At 56.3% G+C, this 17146-nt stretch carries 10 protein-coding genes; 4 read left to right on the plus strand and 6 right to left on the minus strand.

Features of this window, described 5'->3' with window-relative positions; genetic code table 11:
• Positions 1–6: 6 nt before the first annotated feature.
• From bcsC to bcsR, 6 genes are all read right to left on the minus strand, one after another.
• A complete protein-coding gene (gene bcsC, locus H4F65_RS14150) occupies positions 7–4587 on the minus strand; it encodes a cellulose synthase complex outer membrane protein BcsC (RefSeq protein ID WP_010681413.1) in 4581 nt (1526 codons plus the stop codon).
• Entirely contained in the window at positions 4569–5684 is a 1116-nt protein-coding gene (gene bcsZ / locus H4F65_RS14155) for a cellulose synthase complex periplasmic endoglucanase BcsZ (RefSeq protein WP_010681412.1), read from the minus strand. The genes bcsC and bcsZ overlap by 19 nt, the downstream gene beginning before the upstream one ends.
• 6 nt (positions 5685–5690) lie before the next feature.
• Positions 5691–8009, minus strand: coding sequence for a cellulose biosynthesis cyclic di-GMP-binding regulatory protein BcsB (gene bcsB / locus H4F65_RS14160; protein ID WP_010681411.1), 2319 nt, complete (start codon positions 8007–8009; stop codon positions 5691–5693).
• Positions 8010–8083: 74 nt separating this feature from the next.
• A complete protein-coding gene (gene bcsA / locus H4F65_RS14165) occupies positions 8084–10783 on the minus strand; it encodes a UDP-forming cellulose synthase catalytic subunit (RefSeq protein WP_010681410.1) in 2700 nt (899 codons plus the stop codon).
• Complete coding sequence (bcsQ, locus tag H4F65_RS14170) at positions 10780–11517, minus strand: cellulose biosynthesis protein BcsQ (RefSeq protein WP_010681409.1); 738 nt, start codon at positions 11515–11517, stop codon at positions 10780–10782. The genes bcsA and bcsQ overlap by 4 nt, the downstream gene beginning before the upstream one ends.
• A gap of 2 nt (positions 11518–11519) precedes the next feature.
• The gene (bcsR, locus tag H4F65_RS14175; protein ID WP_010681408.1) at positions 11520–11729 is read right to left on the minus strand and encodes a cellulose biosynthesis protein BcsR; all 210 of its coding nucleotides are present in this window, start codon (positions 11727–11729) and stop codon (positions 11520–11522) included.
• Between the two features lie 340 nt (positions 11730–12069).
• Between bcsR and bcsE the strand changes: the two genes are divergently transcribed.
• The 4 genes from bcsE to H4F65_RS14195 all read left to right on the plus strand — a co-directional run bounded on the left by bcsE (position 12070) and on the right by H4F65_RS14195 (position 17070).
• Positions 12070–13674, plus strand: coding sequence for a cellulose biosynthesis protein BcsE (bcsE, locus tag H4F65_RS14180; protein ID WP_010681407.1), 1605 nt, complete (start codon positions 12070–12072; stop codon positions 13672–13674).
• Positions 13671–13889, plus strand: coding sequence for a cellulose biosynthesis protein BcsF (bcsF, locus tag H4F65_RS14185; RefSeq protein ID WP_010681406.1), 219 nt, complete (start codon positions 13671–13673; stop codon positions 13887–13889). Before bcsE ends, bcsF begins: the two co-directional genes overlap by 4 nt.
• Before the next feature lies 1 nt (position 13890).
• The gene (bcsG, locus tag H4F65_RS14190; RefSeq protein WP_010681405.1) at positions 13891–15549 is read left to right on the plus strand and encodes a cellulose biosynthesis protein BcsG; all 1659 of its coding nucleotides are present in this window, start codon (positions 13891–13893) and stop codon (positions 15547–15549) included.
• 369 nt (positions 15550–15918) lie between these two features.
• Positions 15919–17070: a diguanylate cyclase domain-containing protein gene (locus H4F65_RS14195; protein ID WP_010681404.1), complete on the plus strand. Its 1152-nt coding sequence runs from the start codon at positions 15919–15921 to the stop codon at positions 17068–17070.
• Positions 17071–17146 lie beyond the last annotated feature (76 nt).

Genomic DNA, 17146 nt, shown 5'->3' on the forward strand with positions numbered 1-17146 from the left:
GGACGGTTACTTAAAGTCCGCGTACGGCGTAAGCGGCTGCGGTGGGCTGTCGAGATCGCCCTGCCAGCCGGAGGCGGAGTAGCGCAGGTAGATGAGGCCGTGGCTTGGGGTGTAGTCCTTCGCTTGCTGAATGTCGATACCGACGCCCAGCGTCCAGTGTGAGCTGAGGCGGCGTTCGACGATGGCGCGTGCCGTATAGCCGAAGCCGGAACTGCTGCTGCCTTGTTCGATGGTGTCTCGGTCGGTGATCGCAGCGTTGCCCAGCAGGCCGGTCAACGGATAGCGACGCTGATCTTTGGTAGAAGAACGTGACCACGAGAGCGATCCACCGAGTTCCCACGACCAGTTTTCCGTCCGCTGCCGGTAGTTCACCGGTACGCCCAGAGAAAAGTATTGCTGTGGGCTGTAGTAGCCGCCCTGGCCAAGCGAATAACCGCTTAAGTCTTTCTGGTGTCGCCACCACATGCTGTTCAGACCGACCGTGACGCGTTGGTTATCCTCGTTAATCAGCTTGTAGTAATAACCTGCCATAGCGCGAGCGCGGTCATTATCGGCCACGTTTTTACCCGTAATTTGGTGGACGCTGAAATCACTCCAGACGCCGTGCGCTTCGCCCCGATCGTAGCTCAGCCCGAGACTGATGCCCGTGGCACGCACGCCGCCCCAGGTAATGCCGGTGCCAGGGTCTTTGGTGCCGCCGAAGGCGAGTAATGAGCTGGAGATTGGGCGGCGTGATGCTGTCGCGGTCCAGCCGATTTGCCGCCAGTCGCCGCTGTAGCTTGCGCCACCGACGATATCGACCACGTCGAAGCCGAGCGGCGTGGTGCCGATATCTGCCGACCAGCGATCGTTCTTCCAGCCTGCGGCGACGCTGGTGCCGGTGGCTTTCTGTGATTTACCGTCGAAACAGTCCCGCGTGGCGCAGGTGCCGAAAGTTTCCCGGTAGGCACCGTTGCTGTCCGTTGAGAAGGAGCCAGCGTCCATCTGTACGGTATCGGTGCGGAAGAAGGCGCGACCATCGTACAACGGCATATCCACTTGCAGCATGGTGTTGTGAGCGCTCAGATCGGAAATCCCACCTGTTCCGCTTGAACTCCCGTAATCGTGATCCAGAGTGACGGTCACATCCTGCTTACGATACAGATCCGCCGCATCGGCGCGGATGCTGCGTTGCAGCCAGTCGTCTCCTGCCTGATTGCGCGTCAGTCGGGTATAGTCATCGTCGCTTTGCGGCAGAGCGGGCGTGATGCCGCTAGCAACCATCGACTGTTTATAGTCCTGCTGCGCCTGTTCAGGTTGAGACTGCTGTTGTTCAACGCGTGCCGCATCGCGGTAGACCAATGCTTTGCCCTGACCGACCGGTTCTTTCTGCGCGTCGATTTTTAGCTGACGGAAAAGCGCCGTCGACTTTTGCGGATTTCCGACCGCTTGCCAAGCGTTGGCGACGTGCCGCTGTGCGTTGAGGGTATCAGCCGCCTGCGCCGGGAGCTGGTTCAGACGCTGGCGTGCGTCATCTTGCCGACCCTGCGCGATAAATGCGTCGATCTCACCCAATTGTGCATCGGGGTTCTGCGGTTCTCGTGTGCGAATGCGTTGATAATCCGCCAGCGCCGTCGCGTATTCGCCCCGTGCCAGTGCCCAGTCTGCCAGCAGCAGATCGATACGGGTGTTCGCCGGTTGCTGACGCAGAAAAGCGATAGCGGCGGATTCGTCCCCTGCATCGCGCATGGCTTCCGCTTTCGCCAGCGTGGTCTGTATCGTCAGGCGCTGAGATAAATCGCGCATGTCGTCGCTCCACTGCGCTGCGGAAAGCGTGTTCAGGTGAGCGAGTGCTTGCTCATCACGATTGGTGGATGACAGGTAAAGTGAGTAAACGTAGTTCTTCTGTGCGTCGGCCGGTGGCACGGCAGTCGCGCGTTGTACCACGCTGTCGGCCTGCTGCATTTGCCCCAGCTGGCGCAGCGTCTGGGCATAGCGATAGGCAAACCAGATATCGTTCGGATCCTGCTGGTTCGCCTGACGATACTTCTCTTCCGCCTGCGTCCACTGCTGCTGTTCCGCAAGTTGGTCTGCCTGTTGTTTTAGGATATTGAGTTGTAGCGCAGTAAGCGTATCCCGCATCGTGTTCTGCTGGCTGCGCGACAGGCTGTTGAGGTAAGTGAGTGCTTTCTCCGGCGACTGCCGCTGATAAATCCCGACCAGACCGCGCAGGGCGTTATCGTTGCCGGGTTCAAGGTGTAAAGCCTGCTGATAGAGCGGCTGGGCGGCGGTATCGTTTTGGCTGGCAACGGCGACATCACCCAGACCAATCAGCGCATAGGGATTGGTGTTATCCATCTGGCGTGCCTGCTGATACTTCTGGCGTGCCAGCGGGAGGTTATTGGCTTTCAGCGCGTTGTCGCCTTCCGCAATGGTGGTCCAATATTGCGTACTTTTGATAAGCCCTTCCCATTTGCCGCTGTTCAGGCGATTCACATCCGCCTGTAGTGCCTTCTGGAACTGTGCCAGCGCTTTTACCCGATCGCCCGCGCGCAGATAAACCAGACCAATAGCGCCGATCAGTTCGGGGTCGTTGGGTGTGGTGGCCAGCGCCTTATTCAATTCGTCAAGCGTGGCACTATTGCCGCCACCATCTTCAATCTGTGCCAGTGCGCGCAGCCGGCCCTGATAAACGGGATCGGCTAATATTCCCTGCTGACGGCTGAGTTCTTTACGTGCCGTATCCGCCTGTTCACCTTCATCAAACACGGTCAGAAAGCGGTTGAGTTCCGCCACACTTTGTGGCGTGACCAGCATCCGACCAATAATTTCCAGCCACAGCGAAGCTGCCTGACTGCGTCCGACGGGATCGTTAGAAAGCTGTTTGAGGAGGGGATAGGCTTGTTCGTTACGATTCTGACTAAACAACAGCCGCGCCAGCACCATACGCAGCGGTACATTATTCGGATAGGCCTGATCTAACGTCTCCAGTTGTTTAATCGCCAGAGGTTGTTGGTTGGGTAAGCGTGAGACCAGCCGCCAATACTCTACGGCAAGATCGAGCGTTGGGGGCTCGCCGTGAAAGAGCGAGTCGTACTGTGCTTTGGCTTCCGCATAGCGCCCGGCGGTAGACAGCAAACGCGCCTGCTGTAATTGCTGACGCGCGGTTTCCTGCGTCAGCGCCAGCGTGATTTCTGCCTGCCGGTAGAGGGCAGAATCGGGCGCTACTGCCTTTAGCTTGTCCAACTGCTGGCGCGCCTGCGCCTGATCGCCCTGACGCAGCGCCAGCCGCAATCTGGCGGCGATAACCTCTGGGTTATCCGGGTTAATCAGCTCCAGTCGATGGAGCGACTGACGCACAATATCGTCTTTGTTGCTGGCTTCTCCCAAACGCACCTGCTCCATCAGGAACTGCTCTGGCGACGTAGTTTCTGCGCTGTATGCCTGCGGCGCAGTAACCAGCAATAACGGGAGCAGGCGCAGCCAGTTCAGCGCCAGATTGTTGGCTTTCAATGCGTTGTCACCTTTCGCGATCGTGGTCCAATCTTGCGTATTTTGGATGAGCCCTTCCCATCTACCGCTGTGAAGACGGCTCATATCCACCTGTAATGCCTTCTGGAACTGTTCCAGTGCTTTTTTCCGATCGCCTTCGCGCAGGTAAACCAGAGCGACCGCGCCGATCAGTTCGGGGGTATTTGGCGTGGCAGCCAGCGCGTTATTCAGTTCATTGAGCATGGCGCTATTGCCACCGCGGCTTTCACCCTGTGCCAGGCTACGGAGACGTGTCTGATAGGTGGGATCGGCTAACATTTTCTGCTGGCGGTTAAGCTCTTTGCGGACGGTTTCTGCCCGTTTGCCTTCGTTAAATAGGGTCAGAAAGCGATTTAACTCTGCTACGCTCTGCGGCGTGACGGGCATCCGCCGAATGATCGCTAGCCATAGCGATGCCGCCTGACTGCGTCCGACGGGGGCGTTAGCCAACTGTTTCAGCAAAGGAGCGGTCTGCTCGTTACTACCCTGACGGAAGAGCAAGTATGACAGCGCAAGGCGCAGAGGAACGTTGTCAGGGTATACCTGATCCAGCTCTGCCAGTTGCTTAAGCGCGACCAGCTCCTGATCCGGTAAGTAGGAAACCATACGCCAGTATTCAACGGCCAGATCGAGCGTTGGGGGTTCGCCGTGAAAGAGCGCGTCATACTGCGCTTTGGCTTCCGCATATTGCCCGGCGGTAGATAGCGAGCGAGCCTTCTGTAATTGTTGGCGCGTCTCTTCCTGCGTCAGTGCCAGTATCATGCTTGCATGACGATAGGCAGCGGAATCGGGTGCCAGCGTTTTCAGTTTTTCCAACAGCTGACGCGCCTGCGTTTGATCGCCCTGACGCATCGCCAGCCGCAATTTGGCGGCAATTGCTTCGGGGTTATTTGGCGCGATAAGCTCCAGCCGATAGAGAGACTGACGCACGAGATCGTCTTTGTTGCTGGCTTCTCCCAGGCGCACCTGTTCCATCAGGAATTGCTCTGGCGACGCGGTTTCCGCGCTGTATGCCTGCGGTGCAGCAACCAGCAATAACGGGAGGACGCGCAGCCAATTTAAGGTGTCGTTGCGCATTGGCTACCCCGATACGGTAAAAGTTGGCCTTGTGAAGTGAAGCGATAGCGCTTCTGATCCCATCCCTGACCAAAAAGCGTCAGCGAGGCAGAGAAATAAGCATCGTCACCCGGTGGATTGGCAGCGAGCCGCTGTCGCTGGGTGCCCAGTGCGTCCGGCTGACGAGAGAGCATCGGAAGCAGCGAGGCGGAAAAGCCTACCGATCCTTGTCCGGTGACGGTGCCTGTCGCGGTGTCCGCTTTTTCGGGCGGTAGCCCTTGCTGGATCGTCTGCTGAACCATCGGCTGAAACTGTTTGAGTAAATCGGTTTTCCCTCTACTGCTGTCGGCCATCATCCCCGCCCACAGATAGACGCGGATGGCGTCATAGCTGCCGACATTAGGTTTGGTGGTATCGGACTGCCAGCCTTTGCCTTTTTGCCAGATGACCCAATCAGGCGAAAACCCTTTCGGTGCGGTTTCCAACAGCAGGCGCTGCGTGGTGCGCTGCATGGCTTTCCACTTCTCGTCCAGCGGCGCAAATCGTGCCAGCAGTTGCGGCGGCAGGTAGCTGGGGTTCAAGCGCCAGCTCTCTTTCTCTACGAAGCCCACTTTGCCGGGCAGTAACATCACGCCCAGCCCCGGAATCGTCACCACCTCTTCTTTGGCGATACGCGCAAGCAGCGCGGTGCCTAGCGTCTGATAGCTTGCCTCTTTCCACAGCCGGCCAGCTTCAAGCAGGCTATAGGCAATCCACAGATCGGCATCGGAAGCGGAGTTCGGATCCAGCACCGTCCACTGTTTATCCGTGTTCTCTCCCCACAGCCAGGCGGGCAGATTCGCGCGTAAATCGCCTGCGGACAGGTTGTCCTCTGTCCATTTCAGCAGCCGATCAAACATCACACGATCGTTGGCGACCAGCGCAAAGAACAGGGCGTAGCTTTGCCCTTCGGACGTGGTGATTTTATTGGGCGTTGAGGTATCAATCACTCTTCCTTCTTCGCTGATGTAATACTGCTTGTACTGCTCCCAGGCTGGCCAGTCGCAGACGGCGGCGGTGGCCAGGGAAGCCCATAGCCACAGCAGCGTGGGAGTCAGGTAGCGCAGCACGCGTGGCATGGTGCGTTAATCCCTTTCATCCGGCGACAGGCGACGGCGGCTGAAGAGTCTCAGACCTCGCCACAGCAGCCAGGCAATAATAATGACGCTGACGGTGGACATGATCGCCAGCCAGACGGGATGTTGCGCCAGTACGTGCCAGATACGTTCCCACCACGGCAGGTGGCCGACGTAATAAACATCGCCGACGCGCAGATTATTGATGCCCGATTCGCGGATGACGGAAACGGAACCGAACAGCGAGGCTCTTTTTTCACTGTCGATCAGCGCGTTGTTGAGTAGTGTATAACCCTGCGGACTATCGGCTAGCAGCGCGACAACGCTGCGCTGGTCGTGATACGGGGACTGGAAGCCGATAATCGCCGACATCGCTCCGTCACTGCTGACGGTGGTTTTACTGTCTGGCTTCGCGTCAGACTCGGGGGAGCCCATGTCCGGCATTGCGGTCTGGCGTAGCGGCTGTTTGATCCAGCTTTTTGTTTGTTCGACCAGTAGGTTAATTTTACTACTGTCGTGCAGTTCAGGCGGGATAGCGCCGATCATCAAAATATCGCGGTCCTGCTTGTCTACCTGCGTCCAGTCATCGCTGAGCTGCATCGCTAACGCCGGATAGCCGGTTTGCGCCCCAATGTTGCCGATTGCGTTCAGCATGGCGCTGAGCTGAGCCGGTTGTGGCTGTTTGTTCACCAGCACCAAGGTTTGTGACAGGTCAGCCAGTCGGCTGAACGGATAGCCGGCATTGGCAAAAGCACGTAGATCCGGCATTGCCATAAAGTGTCGGTAACCAGAGAAGTTAACGGTCGAGCTGCCGTCGATGACGGCGTGATTCACGACTGGCGTATAAGTTTCGCAGCGGTCGGCGGTGCCGCTGGAGAGCAACGTAGTGTAGTTGAAATCAAAGCGCAGCTCGTTGGTCGTGCCCAGTTTCAGCGCCGGAATAGACAGGGTCTTGTCGGAATCCCGTAGCCCTTGTGTGAGCGGCAGACGCATCAACAGGGAATTCTGGTCCTGCTCCGGCGCCAGCGAGAACGCCTGTACGAACTGGTTGTTCAGGTTAATACTCAGGCGCGAGCCATCCATAATCTGCGGTGCGGTGTAGCGATATTTCAGACGCATATCGATGCCCTGGCTGCGGATCAGGAACAGGTCGGGCGGCAGGTTCATGGTCAGCGAAATCGGCCGGGGCACGATACCGTCGGTTTGCAGCTGTTCGTTATATTGCTGCAGTTCGGCGAAGGTCATCGGGCGGTCGGTGCGAACCCAGTTTGGCGCATCATACGGCTGGCGTGGGGCAAGCTGCTCCACCTTATCGATGGTGACGCTTTGCCCACGGAACAGCGCGTTCCCCTGTGCGATGCCCTGCACGGCGGTGAACAGTTCATTGTCATCACGTCCCTGAACCAGCAGTAGTTTCACATGAGGATCGTTAGGGTGGCTGATGATCGATACCGTTGGCCCGTTCACGGCGGGAGTATCGCGCAGGAAATCCGGCCGCTTATCGTTGGTAGCGAACACAATACCGTGGCTATTCGGCAGTTGGTTGAAGAGGGCTGGGAAAGACTGCCCGCGCCATTGTGCTTTGCTGCCAAACCACGAGGCGAGTACCGCGGCGGCATGCTGTTGCACCAGATCCGGCTGGCCGGCAAAGACGATGGGCAGCGTCAGTGGGCGGGTATCGCGGCTGTCAAAAAACGGTGCTGGGAACGGCGACAGATCGTCTTTCAGCGTCAATTTCTGGAATTGTAGATTGAGCGCACTGGCTTTGCTGATATCCAGCCACAGGCTGGTGCTGGCTGGGTTTTCGCAGATGTTCTGATAATGGCCGACGAACACCAACTGCATACGGTTAAAGTCCGTGATGTAGCGCGGATCGATAGGAATGCGAACGCGGTTGGATTTCCCCATCTGCTCTTTGCTAATCGTGGTGACGCCCATGAGCTCATTGTTCAGGTAAACCTTGATATGCGACTCGGTGGGGATCAGCGCCGGTGACGGGGTAAACTCGAGATCGAGGGAAGCCTGTGTGACCACTTCATCGCTGCGAACGCCAAACTCAATCTGTCCGTCGGGATTGATACCGCGTAGCGCAAAGGCGCCCGGCGCAGGCGCGATTTGCGCAAAGGGCATCACCACGTTGCGCACGGCGGTGTTGGTTGCCGGTTGCGCCAGAGGAATCGCTGGCATCGTCATCGCTGGCGTTGCGGTGGCAGGCGGCTGAGTTGCGCCCCCTTCTGCCAGTGTTTGTGCGTACGGCGCGGTGACAGCCTGAGATAATGAGCTGACGCCTAAAGCCAATGCGGTGAACCAGATTATTTTTTTCGTCATCGTGTCATCATCAATGTTAAGGGCCTTTCTCGTTGTCAGGAGAAAGACCGTTGATCACGGCCTGTGAATGGCAATCAAGCCACTGTCTTTTCTGTAAACAGGTTCTCTTGTGCAAATCGCGTTTCATGGGCAGACGGCGTTTTGCCCTGATGTCCGGCTTTTTCCGGCAGCGCAGCACCCGACGGGGTTGTGACGGTGCGTTTCCCTACATAGCGTGGGATGAATGACACCACCCACACCACGATGTTGAGGAAGGCCAGGATAATGTTGCGTATGACAGGCGGCGCGTAATCGGCCAGACGCAGGTAGCCGCGAAAGCCGAGTGCCAGCACATCAACCAGACTTTCGACCGGTTTATCCTGCGGGAAGCTGTCTTGCCAGAGCGCCCAGGTGTCGGCGCGGGCAAACGTACACTGAATGAAATCAATATGCTGGCGGATGGTCAGGTTGGTCATACGCAGGCCAATCTTGTTGTCGAACGCGCGGGTAACGCTGAACGGGAAGGCGTATTCCTGCTGACCGCGTTTTAGCAACAGTGAGACGCTGTCCCCGACCTGAAGAATACCCGACTCGCGGGCTTCAACGCCGACGCCGCCATCGGAATAGTCGCGCAGGACACAGGGGAAAAGATGACCATCGGCACGGAGGATGGCGGCGGACATCGACATTTCCACCCGGTGGGCCTGACGTACCTGCTTGGCTTCTACGGCAACCGCGACGGCTCCGCCTAAAATGGTCATGTTGTACACGACCCACAGCAGGCTGATGAGCACCGTCATGATCTCTTCCGGCGGCCCGTAAATCAGACGCCAGAGGCCATACACGATCCCTGCGATATTCAGCAGCACCAGCACCAGATAAGGTCGCGTAATCACCCAATCGACATGCTGTTCTTCCACCAGTCCGCCTTTGGCCGTCACGTTGAATTTCCCTTTGTGTGGGTTAAACAGCGCGACGGTCGTCGGGCGGGCGATGTACCACGCCAGCACGGTTTCATAGATCTCACTCCAGAACGAGTGACGGTAGCGCCCCTGAATACGCGAGTTGGTCAGGCTGGCGTGTACCATGTGCGGCAGCACGTAGAGTGCGATGGCCAGCGCCGGGGCGAAGATGATGTAGGCATGCAGCAGGAGGAACGCCAGCGGCGCAGTCAGGAAGATCAGCCGCGGAATACCGGACAGAAAGTGCATCATGGCGTTGGCATAACACAGCCGCTGCCCCAGTTTCAGCCCCTTGCCGAACAGCGGGTTATCCAGCCGGAAGATTTGCACCATGCCACGCGCCCAGCGAATACGTTGCCCGATGTGCGCCGAGAGGCTCTCGGTCGCCAGTCCGGCGGCCTGTGGAATGCGGATATACGCCGAGCTGTAGCCAAGGCGATGCAGGCGCAGTGAGGTGTGGGCATCTTCCGTCACCGTTTCGACCGCAATCCCGCCAATCTCATCCAGCGGTTTACGCCGCAGGATGGCGCAGGATCCGCAGAAGAACGTGGCGTCCCACATGTCGTTACCGTCCTGAACCAGACCGTAGAACAGCGTGCCTTCATTGGGCGTACGGCGGAAGCGTCCCAGATTGCGTTCGAATGGATCGGGCGAGAAGAAATGGTGCGGCGTTTGCAGCATCGCCAGCTTTTTGTCTTTGAAGAACCAGCCCATGGTTAATTGCAGGAAAGAGCGGGTAGGGACGTGGTCGCAGTCGAAAATGGCGACGAACTCGCCTTTCGCCTGTTTCAGGGCGTTGTTGATGTTCCCGGCTTTGGCATGTTCGTGCGTGACGCGGGCGATGTAATGGACGCCGACGTCTTCTGCGAAGGCCTTAAATTCGGCGCGGCCGCCGTCATCCAGAATATAGATGTTGAGCTTATCTTTAGGCCAGTCGATACCTAACGCGGCATACACCGTTGGTTTCACGACGCTCAAGGGTTCATTGTAGGTCGGGATCATCAGATCGACGGTTGGCCACGTTTTGCTGTCTTCCGGCAGTGAAACCGGGTGGCGGTTCAGCGGCCAGATCGTCTGGAAATAGCCCAGAACCAACACGACCCAGGCATAGGTTTCCGCTGCCAGCAGCAGCATGCCGCAGATCAGACTCAGCGGATCGTCCCAGTTCAGCGTTTCAGTGTAGCGCCACCACAGGTAACGGCAGGAAACCGTGAAAGAAAGGGCGATCATCATGAGCGTCGGCATGCGTCCCGGCATGTTGCGAACGAGCATGGCGATGCACCACAGCAGCGTCATGAAAATAAACTGCGACAGTAAATCAAACGGTTGCGTGATACATAGCAGCGCCAGCGCCGCACACAGCAGGCTCAGCGCGACCGTCACTAGCCTCTGAAGGCGGCTCGTCTTGGTGGAGCCTGATTCATGGTCTTCGCGATCGTCAGTATTCGTGTGGCTAAAGCGGGTAAACAGCGCTTGCTGCGCGTTCATGTAGCGTTGCCGCCAGCGCGGCAGCGCGGAGAAGTAATTGCGGCGCGATGTCGGCAACTGGCCGTTTTTGATGGTCAGCAGCCAAATACCCTGCGTTAGATAGCGAAGAATATCGGCCGGACGCGGGCGTTGAGGCGAAATGTGTGGGAACCAGTAGGTTCGCTGCGCGCGAATCTGTTGCCAGCCCTCAGACTCCAGCCGCAGGAAGATCCAGCCGAGTATCGCAAACAGCGTGGCGAAAAAGGCGGCAAAGGCGGAGGCACCCTGCTGACGATAGCCGCGGTAGCGCTGCTGTATCGCCTGTCTGGCGGGCGGAACGAGGAACAAGCGCAGGATTCCACTCATACACCGCTTTCCTTAACGTGAATCAGGCACCAGTTTGCCAGCGTCATGATCTCTTCTGCTGCCACGCTGTCCGGGCGGCATTCGCCCAGTGGCTGCTTCAGCATCAGCGATTCTGCTAAGGCTTCGTCACGGTGTACCACCAGCGGCAGCAGGTGCGAGAGTGTGTGCAGCCAGAGCTGGTGCAAATCCTGCTGAAGCGTGCTGAGAGTAGAAAATTGATTCACCAGAAAATGGCACTGACGCGGCAATGCCTGCTGATGTAAGCGTGAATGGCAGTTGGCATCGGCCACCACCACCTGAAAAACGGTATTCGCGGTGGCTAAGGCCTGTCGCGTGAGCGGGCTGTTGTCTGCCGGTACATCGATCAGTATCCAGCGATGGCGACCCGCCGCGCTGAGCTGTGCCAGATTGTTTTGCCAGAGTGCGGGGTGCTGGTGGTAATGCTGTTGGAGCGTCGCGATCTCCTGTGTATTCAGGTGACCAAACGGCAGGAAATCCAGACCGGGGAGATATTGCATGGCACCCGTTTGCCACGGCGCGCCATCGGCTTCCGCTCGCGCCCAGCCGCGGCGCTGTTCAAACGGCATATTAAAATTAATGCGCAGCAAGTTGTCCGGCGAAAAATCAATCACCAGCGCGGATTCTCCCAGCCGTTGGAAGGCCCAACCCAGCGCGGCGGCGATTGAGGTGGTACCTACGCCTCCACGGATTCCTTGCAAAGCAATCACGGGCATCGTCAGTCACTCCCAGCCGGTTCTTTTAATTCATCTAGCAGCGGCCAGCGCGCCATCATTTGGCTAAGACGCGCCTGACGGGCGATATCGATATAGCTTATTTCAGGTAAAGAAAAAGCCTGACTGAGAACCCGTAGATCGTCGTCGGTTCTTGCACTTTCGGCTAAATCGGCGCGTGCGCTGGTATCTATACGAGTCGGTTCGTTATTCATCCCATGCCTCTGAAATAGGCTATCCATTATCATTGATATCGATAAAGGGAAAACATCCAAATAGCAGATGTGGTGCGTCTTTTATTGCACCCATAACAGACAGTCTGGCAGATGAAGGATTACGATTCTGCTGTCTTTAATAAGGAGTCAGGTGTGCTCGTTAACTATAGCAATGAATTGATGATTGCAATGTGAATAGGAAAAAATAGTAACGGGTGATTTATCAAGGGATAGGAATAATTTATAGCGCAAAGTTGTGATCCCTCGGGGGGCTGCTAGAGTTTATTTTGACTGTGTTATTAAGGTGGAACGCTGCCATTAACGGAAAAGAAATCAGTCTATGAAGCAGAACTTTTCATTAGGTATTCGTGACCTTTGGGATGAGCTGGTTATGCTCCAGCAGGCGGGCTTTTATTGGGTGAATATTGATCGGCAGATTGATGCCGCCTTATTTTGCCAGCAAATTATGCTCGGCCAAAATAACGACGCGAGAGTGGCGTTAATAGGCTGTGGGGAACGATCTGATTCTCTTTTGACGGCATTATTTACGGCAGAAAATAATAACGCCGAAAAGAAACAATTATCCTGCTACGCATTGCCGGAAAATAAAGCCGCGTTGCTGAATTTAACCGATGACTTAATGCGTGCATTGCGCCCCAAAAATCGTCTGTTAGTGCTTTATGCTCCCGCTAGCCTGTGGCGAGATATCTCGCCAGAAAGGCTCCAGCGCTGGATCGATGACACCGCGGCATGGCTGCATCAGCGCCAGTGTACGCTGGTGGTGATCAGCCACAGCACCGGTGTAACCCGCTTGAGGAATATGCTGATTTCTCAACATCGTGGACTCTATGGTTTAGCCAGTCTGCAATGGCAGCAGGATCGCGCGCAGTATCTGGTGTCATGGTGGGCAACGGAAAGGGGCGTGCGGGCGAATAAGGTGCAGATGCTGCAATCCGACAGTGACGGGTGGTACATGCTGAAGGAAGAGGAGCCGATCCTCACGCCGTCTCTGGACGATGATGGACTCTTTTTGATGGAAAAGAGCGTGATGGAAGGCGCGCCTGCGCTGTCAGAAAACTGGCAGCTACTGGATGATAACGCCATTTTGGTACAAACCGGCATGCTGACCCACGCGGCGACCCTCGTTTTTGCGCTCAATCAAACCAGTCAGGTGGATACGCTCGTCAAACAGGTTCATAGCCTGCGGCGGCAGCGTGGTGAATTGCTGAAGATTGTGGTGCGGGAAATGAAGCCTTGTCTGCGCGCCAGCGACGAGCGTCTGCTATTGGCATGTGGTGCGAATATTATTGTCTCTCATTCAGAACCGCTATCCCGTTTCCTGACGCGGGTTGAAAGTGTGCAAGGGCAGCGCTTTACCAAACACGTTCCTGTCGATGTTGAAGTCTTGCTGACCACCATGCGGCCGCTACAGATTAAGGGCTACCAACCCCCTGATATCTTTCGGCAATCTGTGCAGATGTTGATTGATAGCACGCTGATGCCGGAAGGCAGCAAGGGCGTACTGGTCGCATTGCGCCCCGTACCGGGCGTGCGGGCGGCGCAGGCGCTGACGCTCTGCACGCTGCGACGCTTTGGTGATGTCGTCACGATCGCGCAGGATCGCCTGTTTTTGTTCCTGTCCAATTGTCGCCTGAATGAGCTGGATATCGCGCTGAAATCCATTTTCCGCCTGCCCGTGGATGAAGCGTTCAGCAATCGGATTGTCTGGTCACAAGACTTACAGATTCTGGCAGAAGTTAAATCGCTGGCGCAGGGCGATACGCTGGAGCAAGAGCGGCAGATTAACGACTATGTGCAATTGCAGCAGACCGAATCTGCACCGCGCAGCCAGGTGACGCGGCGTGAACCTATTGCTATCGACCTATTGGCACCCGATCTATTGGGTTCCAATTTACGGGCCCACGCACCGGGAGAGCCGTCATGAACCTGATTGATATCGTGCAACTGGTGTTATTGAGCGCGGTCGTTTTCTTTACGCTTGGCTATCTGGCACGCCGTGTGATTCCCCACTGGCTTCAGTACTGGAAAAACAGGCTATTGTCACCGCGTTACCTGAAACCTGCGAGTGTCTGGATGCGCAGCCCTTCTTCAACAAAGACGGTCTCAACCAAGCCGACTTCAGCAGAGACTAAAAAATAAAATGGACGAAAAAAAACCTACGCGGCAACAGGATACGCAAAAACAGCAGAATATATGGCGCTACTGGCGTGGGCTCGGTGCCTGGAATGTGTATTTTTTGCTGAAATTTGCCCTGTTATGGTTTGGCTACCTGAATTTTCATCCGCTGCTTAATCTGGTCTTTCTGGCGTTTCTGCTGTTCCCAATCCCCAATGTCACGCTGCACCGCTGGCGTCATATTATTGCCATCCCGCTCGGTATCGGGCTGTTTTACCACGACACCTGGCTGCCGGGCATTAACAGTATTATCAGTCAGGGATCGCAGGTTGCGGGCTTTAGCGCAGCCTATTTGCTGGAGCTGTTAAACCGCTTCATTAACTGGCAAATGGTCGGTGCGGCGGCGGTGATTACCGTCGCCTACCTATTCTTCGCACAGTGGATTCGTATTACGGTGTTTACCGTGGCGGCGTTGGCGTGGTTAAACCTTGTCAATCTGGCGGGCCCAGCGGTGTCGTTGATGCCAGCGGTATCGACGGCGTCTGCTCCCTCGGCGGCGTCCCCGGCTGGCGGAGACGCTGCGCTGCCTGAGGCCACTTTACCGCCAACAAACGCCAATTTAACGGCTTATCTGAACCAGTTTTACACACGAGAAAAAGCGCGAGCCACGGCGTTCCCCGCTGCGCTGCCGCAGGATGCTCAGCCTTTTGATCTCCTGATTATCAATATCTGTTCGCTGTCGTGGTCGGATCTGGAAGTGGCGCAGCTAGAGAATCATCCGCTGTGGAAGAAGTTCGATATCCTGTTCAGCCAGTTTAACTCTGCCGCCGCTTACAGTGGGCCTGCGTCAATTCGCCTGCTACGGGCAAGCTGTGGTCAACAGTCTCATATTGATTTGTATCAGCCGGTGAACCAACAGTGTTACTTGTTCAGTAATTTGGTGGCGCTGGGTTTTGAAGAGCAATTGATGCTCGATCATTCCGGCGTCTTTGGTAATTACCTGCGTGAGGTGCGTGAAGAGGGAGATATTCAGATCCCGATGCTGTCGCAGGAGGGCATTAGTCACCAGATTACCTCATTCGACGGCGAGCCGATTTATAACGATCTGGAATTGTTGAATCGCTGGCTGGGCGAGCGGGAGAAAGCGACGACGACACGTAACGCGACCTTCTTTAACCTGCTTCCGCTGCACGATGGTAATCGCTTTGTGGGAAGCAAGCAGTCGGCGGACTATGCGCCACGCGCGAAGATTCTGTTTGACCAACTGGATGCGTTTTTTGACGTGTTGCAAAAGTCCGGCCGTAAAGTCATGGTGATTGTGGTGCCAGAGCACGGCGCAGCGCTGGCTGGGGATAAGATGCAAATGTCTGGTCTGCGCGATATTCCCAGTCCGAGCATCACGCATGTTCCCGTCGGCGTGAAACTGTTTGGCCTACAGGCACCGCATCAGGGCAATGCGCTGGAGATTGCGTCGCCGAGCAGCTATCTGGCAATTTCGGAGCTGGTGGCGCGCATGGTCGACGGCAAAGTGTTCACCGCGCCGTCTGTTGACTGGCAAACGCTGACGAGCGCACTGCCGCAAACGGAAGCGATCTCGGAAAATGAGAACGCTATCGTGATGCAATATCAGGGAAAACCTTACATTCGTCTGAACGGCGGAGACTGGGTGCCTTACCCGCAATAATCTCACCCCGATCACTTGATCGGGTAGGCGAGAATCCTACCCGATTCTTCAGTCTGCTCCCCGAATAGCGATACTGGCTTATGCAGGGGATATCCCCTATTCTGAGGCCGCGTTATCGCTGTTGCCAAAGGTAGCCTAGGATTAAGATGAAATCCCCCGAACATCAGCAGAAAACAGCGTTAAGGCGGCGATAAGCTGCCTTATACTATTTGCCGCGTGTAAATCGTGTTGCTGTGTGTAACGCGTGCGCATTTTTCGCGTTGTATATTGCTCACCTATTTGTTGTTTGGTGGGCCAGGTATTCAGGTCTGCATAAAAGGTTGACGGAGAAAGCGCTTGCGGCTCAGACGTTCATTAACGATTAAACAGATGACAGCCGTGTCTGCCGTGGCACTGGTGACGATCAGCCTGTTTATCGTCATACAGCTTTTTCACTTTGTGCATCAGCGCCGTGAAGATTATGCCAAGCAGTTGGAGAGCATCGCGTATTCCGTGCGTCAACCGCTGACGGATGCGGTGTTACAAGGGGAAGTGCAGCGGGCGGGCAATATTCTGGACAGCTTATTACCCGTTGCCTTTCTGAGCCGTGCAGATGTGCTGCTGCCGGATGATTTCCAGACGCTGCACGCGAATTTCCCGAAAGAGCGGCCGGTGCCAGACTGGATCGCACGGGTCTTTAAGCTGCCTATCCGCATCTCTATTCCGCTCTATTCGCCACCGCAGACGCAGTATTCGGCTCCGCTGGCGCATCTGGTGTTGCAGGCGGATTCCTACCGGATGTATCAATTTATCGTCAGCACCTTTTCAACCATGTTGGCGACGTATCTGCTGCTGGCGCTGATTATGTCGATCGCCATTACCTGGTGCATTAACCGCCTGCTGATACACCCGCTGCGTGGGATTATTGTCGAGTTACAGAATCTCCCGCCGGATGACATGCTCCACCGTCAACTTACGCTGCCGCCCTGGCATCAGGACGATGAGCTGGGCGCGCTGGTGCGCAGCTATAACCGCAATCAACAGCTGCTGGCGCAGTCGCTTTCTGTAGGAACGGAAGGCGCGGGGCTGCCGGACAAAGCGCACTTCATGCGACGCCTTGAACAGCGTCTGGCCGATGCGACACCGTTTAGTCTGCTGGTTTTCGGGCTTGATTCGTCCGCCAGCAAGCAGGGTAAGGTAGACATGCTGGCGAAGCAGCTCAGCGCGGCGATTGAAGAACAGAACGAGGCTGGGCTCATCTATCTGGCGCGTCTCGACTGTGATGAGTTCGCTATCATCGGGAAGCAGCTGCAATCCGCCGGACAGGCGCAAGATTGGGCGCAAAACGTGATGCTGGCGATTAATTCTCCCTTTTTACCGGCGGGCTCTCAGCCTGCGCGGGCTGTCAGCGTCGGAATCCTTACCATTACCGATCCTCGACCCGAGGACGCGGCACTGCTTTTATCACAGGCACGTTTTGCTATGCAGCTGGCGAGGCGTGATAAAAAATCCGGGCTTCATTCTCTCACGGTGCCTTCCTGAGTATTTGCAGGTAACGCAAATGTTACTTTTCATAGAAATGTTTCCTGAGCGGCACATTCCCCGTATGACGGGGGTT

It is taken from the genome of Pectobacterium brasiliense, from assembly GCF_016950255.1.
Taxonomy (GTDB): domain Bacteria; phylum Pseudomonadota; class Gammaproteobacteria; order Enterobacterales; family Enterobacteriaceae; genus Pectobacterium; species Pectobacterium brasiliense.

What these genes read in the sequence shown, in the direction of transcription:
- bcsQ (WP_010681409.1), bottom strand. Translation starts at nt 11,517, where the DNA reads ATGCCCGTGATTGCTTTGCAAGGAATCCGTGGAGGCGTAGGTACCACC.
- bcsF (WP_010681406.1), top strand. Translation starts at nt 13,671, where the DNA reads ATGAACCTGATTGATATCGTGCAACTGGTGTTATTGAGCGCGGTCGTT.
- bcsR (WP_010681408.1), bottom strand. Translation starts at nt 11,729, where the DNA reads ATGAATAACGAACCGACTCGTATAGATACCAGCGCACGCGCCGATTTA.
- bcsE (WP_010681407.1), top strand. Translation starts at nt 12,070, where the DNA reads ATGAAGCAGAACTTTTCATTAGGTATTCGTGACCTTTGGGATGAGCTG.
- bcsB (WP_010681411.1), bottom strand. Translation starts at nt 8,009, where the DNA reads ATGACGAAAAAAATAATCTGGTTCACCGCATTGGCTTTAGGCGTCAGC.
- bcsZ (WP_010681412.1), bottom strand. Translation starts at nt 5,684, where the DNA reads ATGCCACGCGTGCTGCGCTACCTGACTCCCACGCTGCTGTGGCTATGG.
- H4F65_RS14195 (WP_010681404.1), top strand. Translation starts at nt 15,919, where the DNA reads ATGACAGCCGTGTCTGCCGTGGCACTGGTGACGATCAGCCTGTTTATC.
- bcsG (WP_010681405.1), top strand. Translation starts at nt 13,891, where the DNA reads ATGGACGAAAAAAAACCTACGCGGCAACAGGATACGCAAAAACAGCAG.
- bcsC (WP_010681413.1), bottom strand. Translation starts at nt 4,587, where the DNA reads ATGCGCAACGACACCTTAAATTGGCTGCGCGTCCTCCCGTTATTGCTG.
- bcsA (WP_010681410.1), bottom strand. Translation starts at nt 10,783, where the DNA reads ATGAGTGGAATCCTGCGCTTGTTCCTCGTTCCGCCCGCCAGACAGGCG.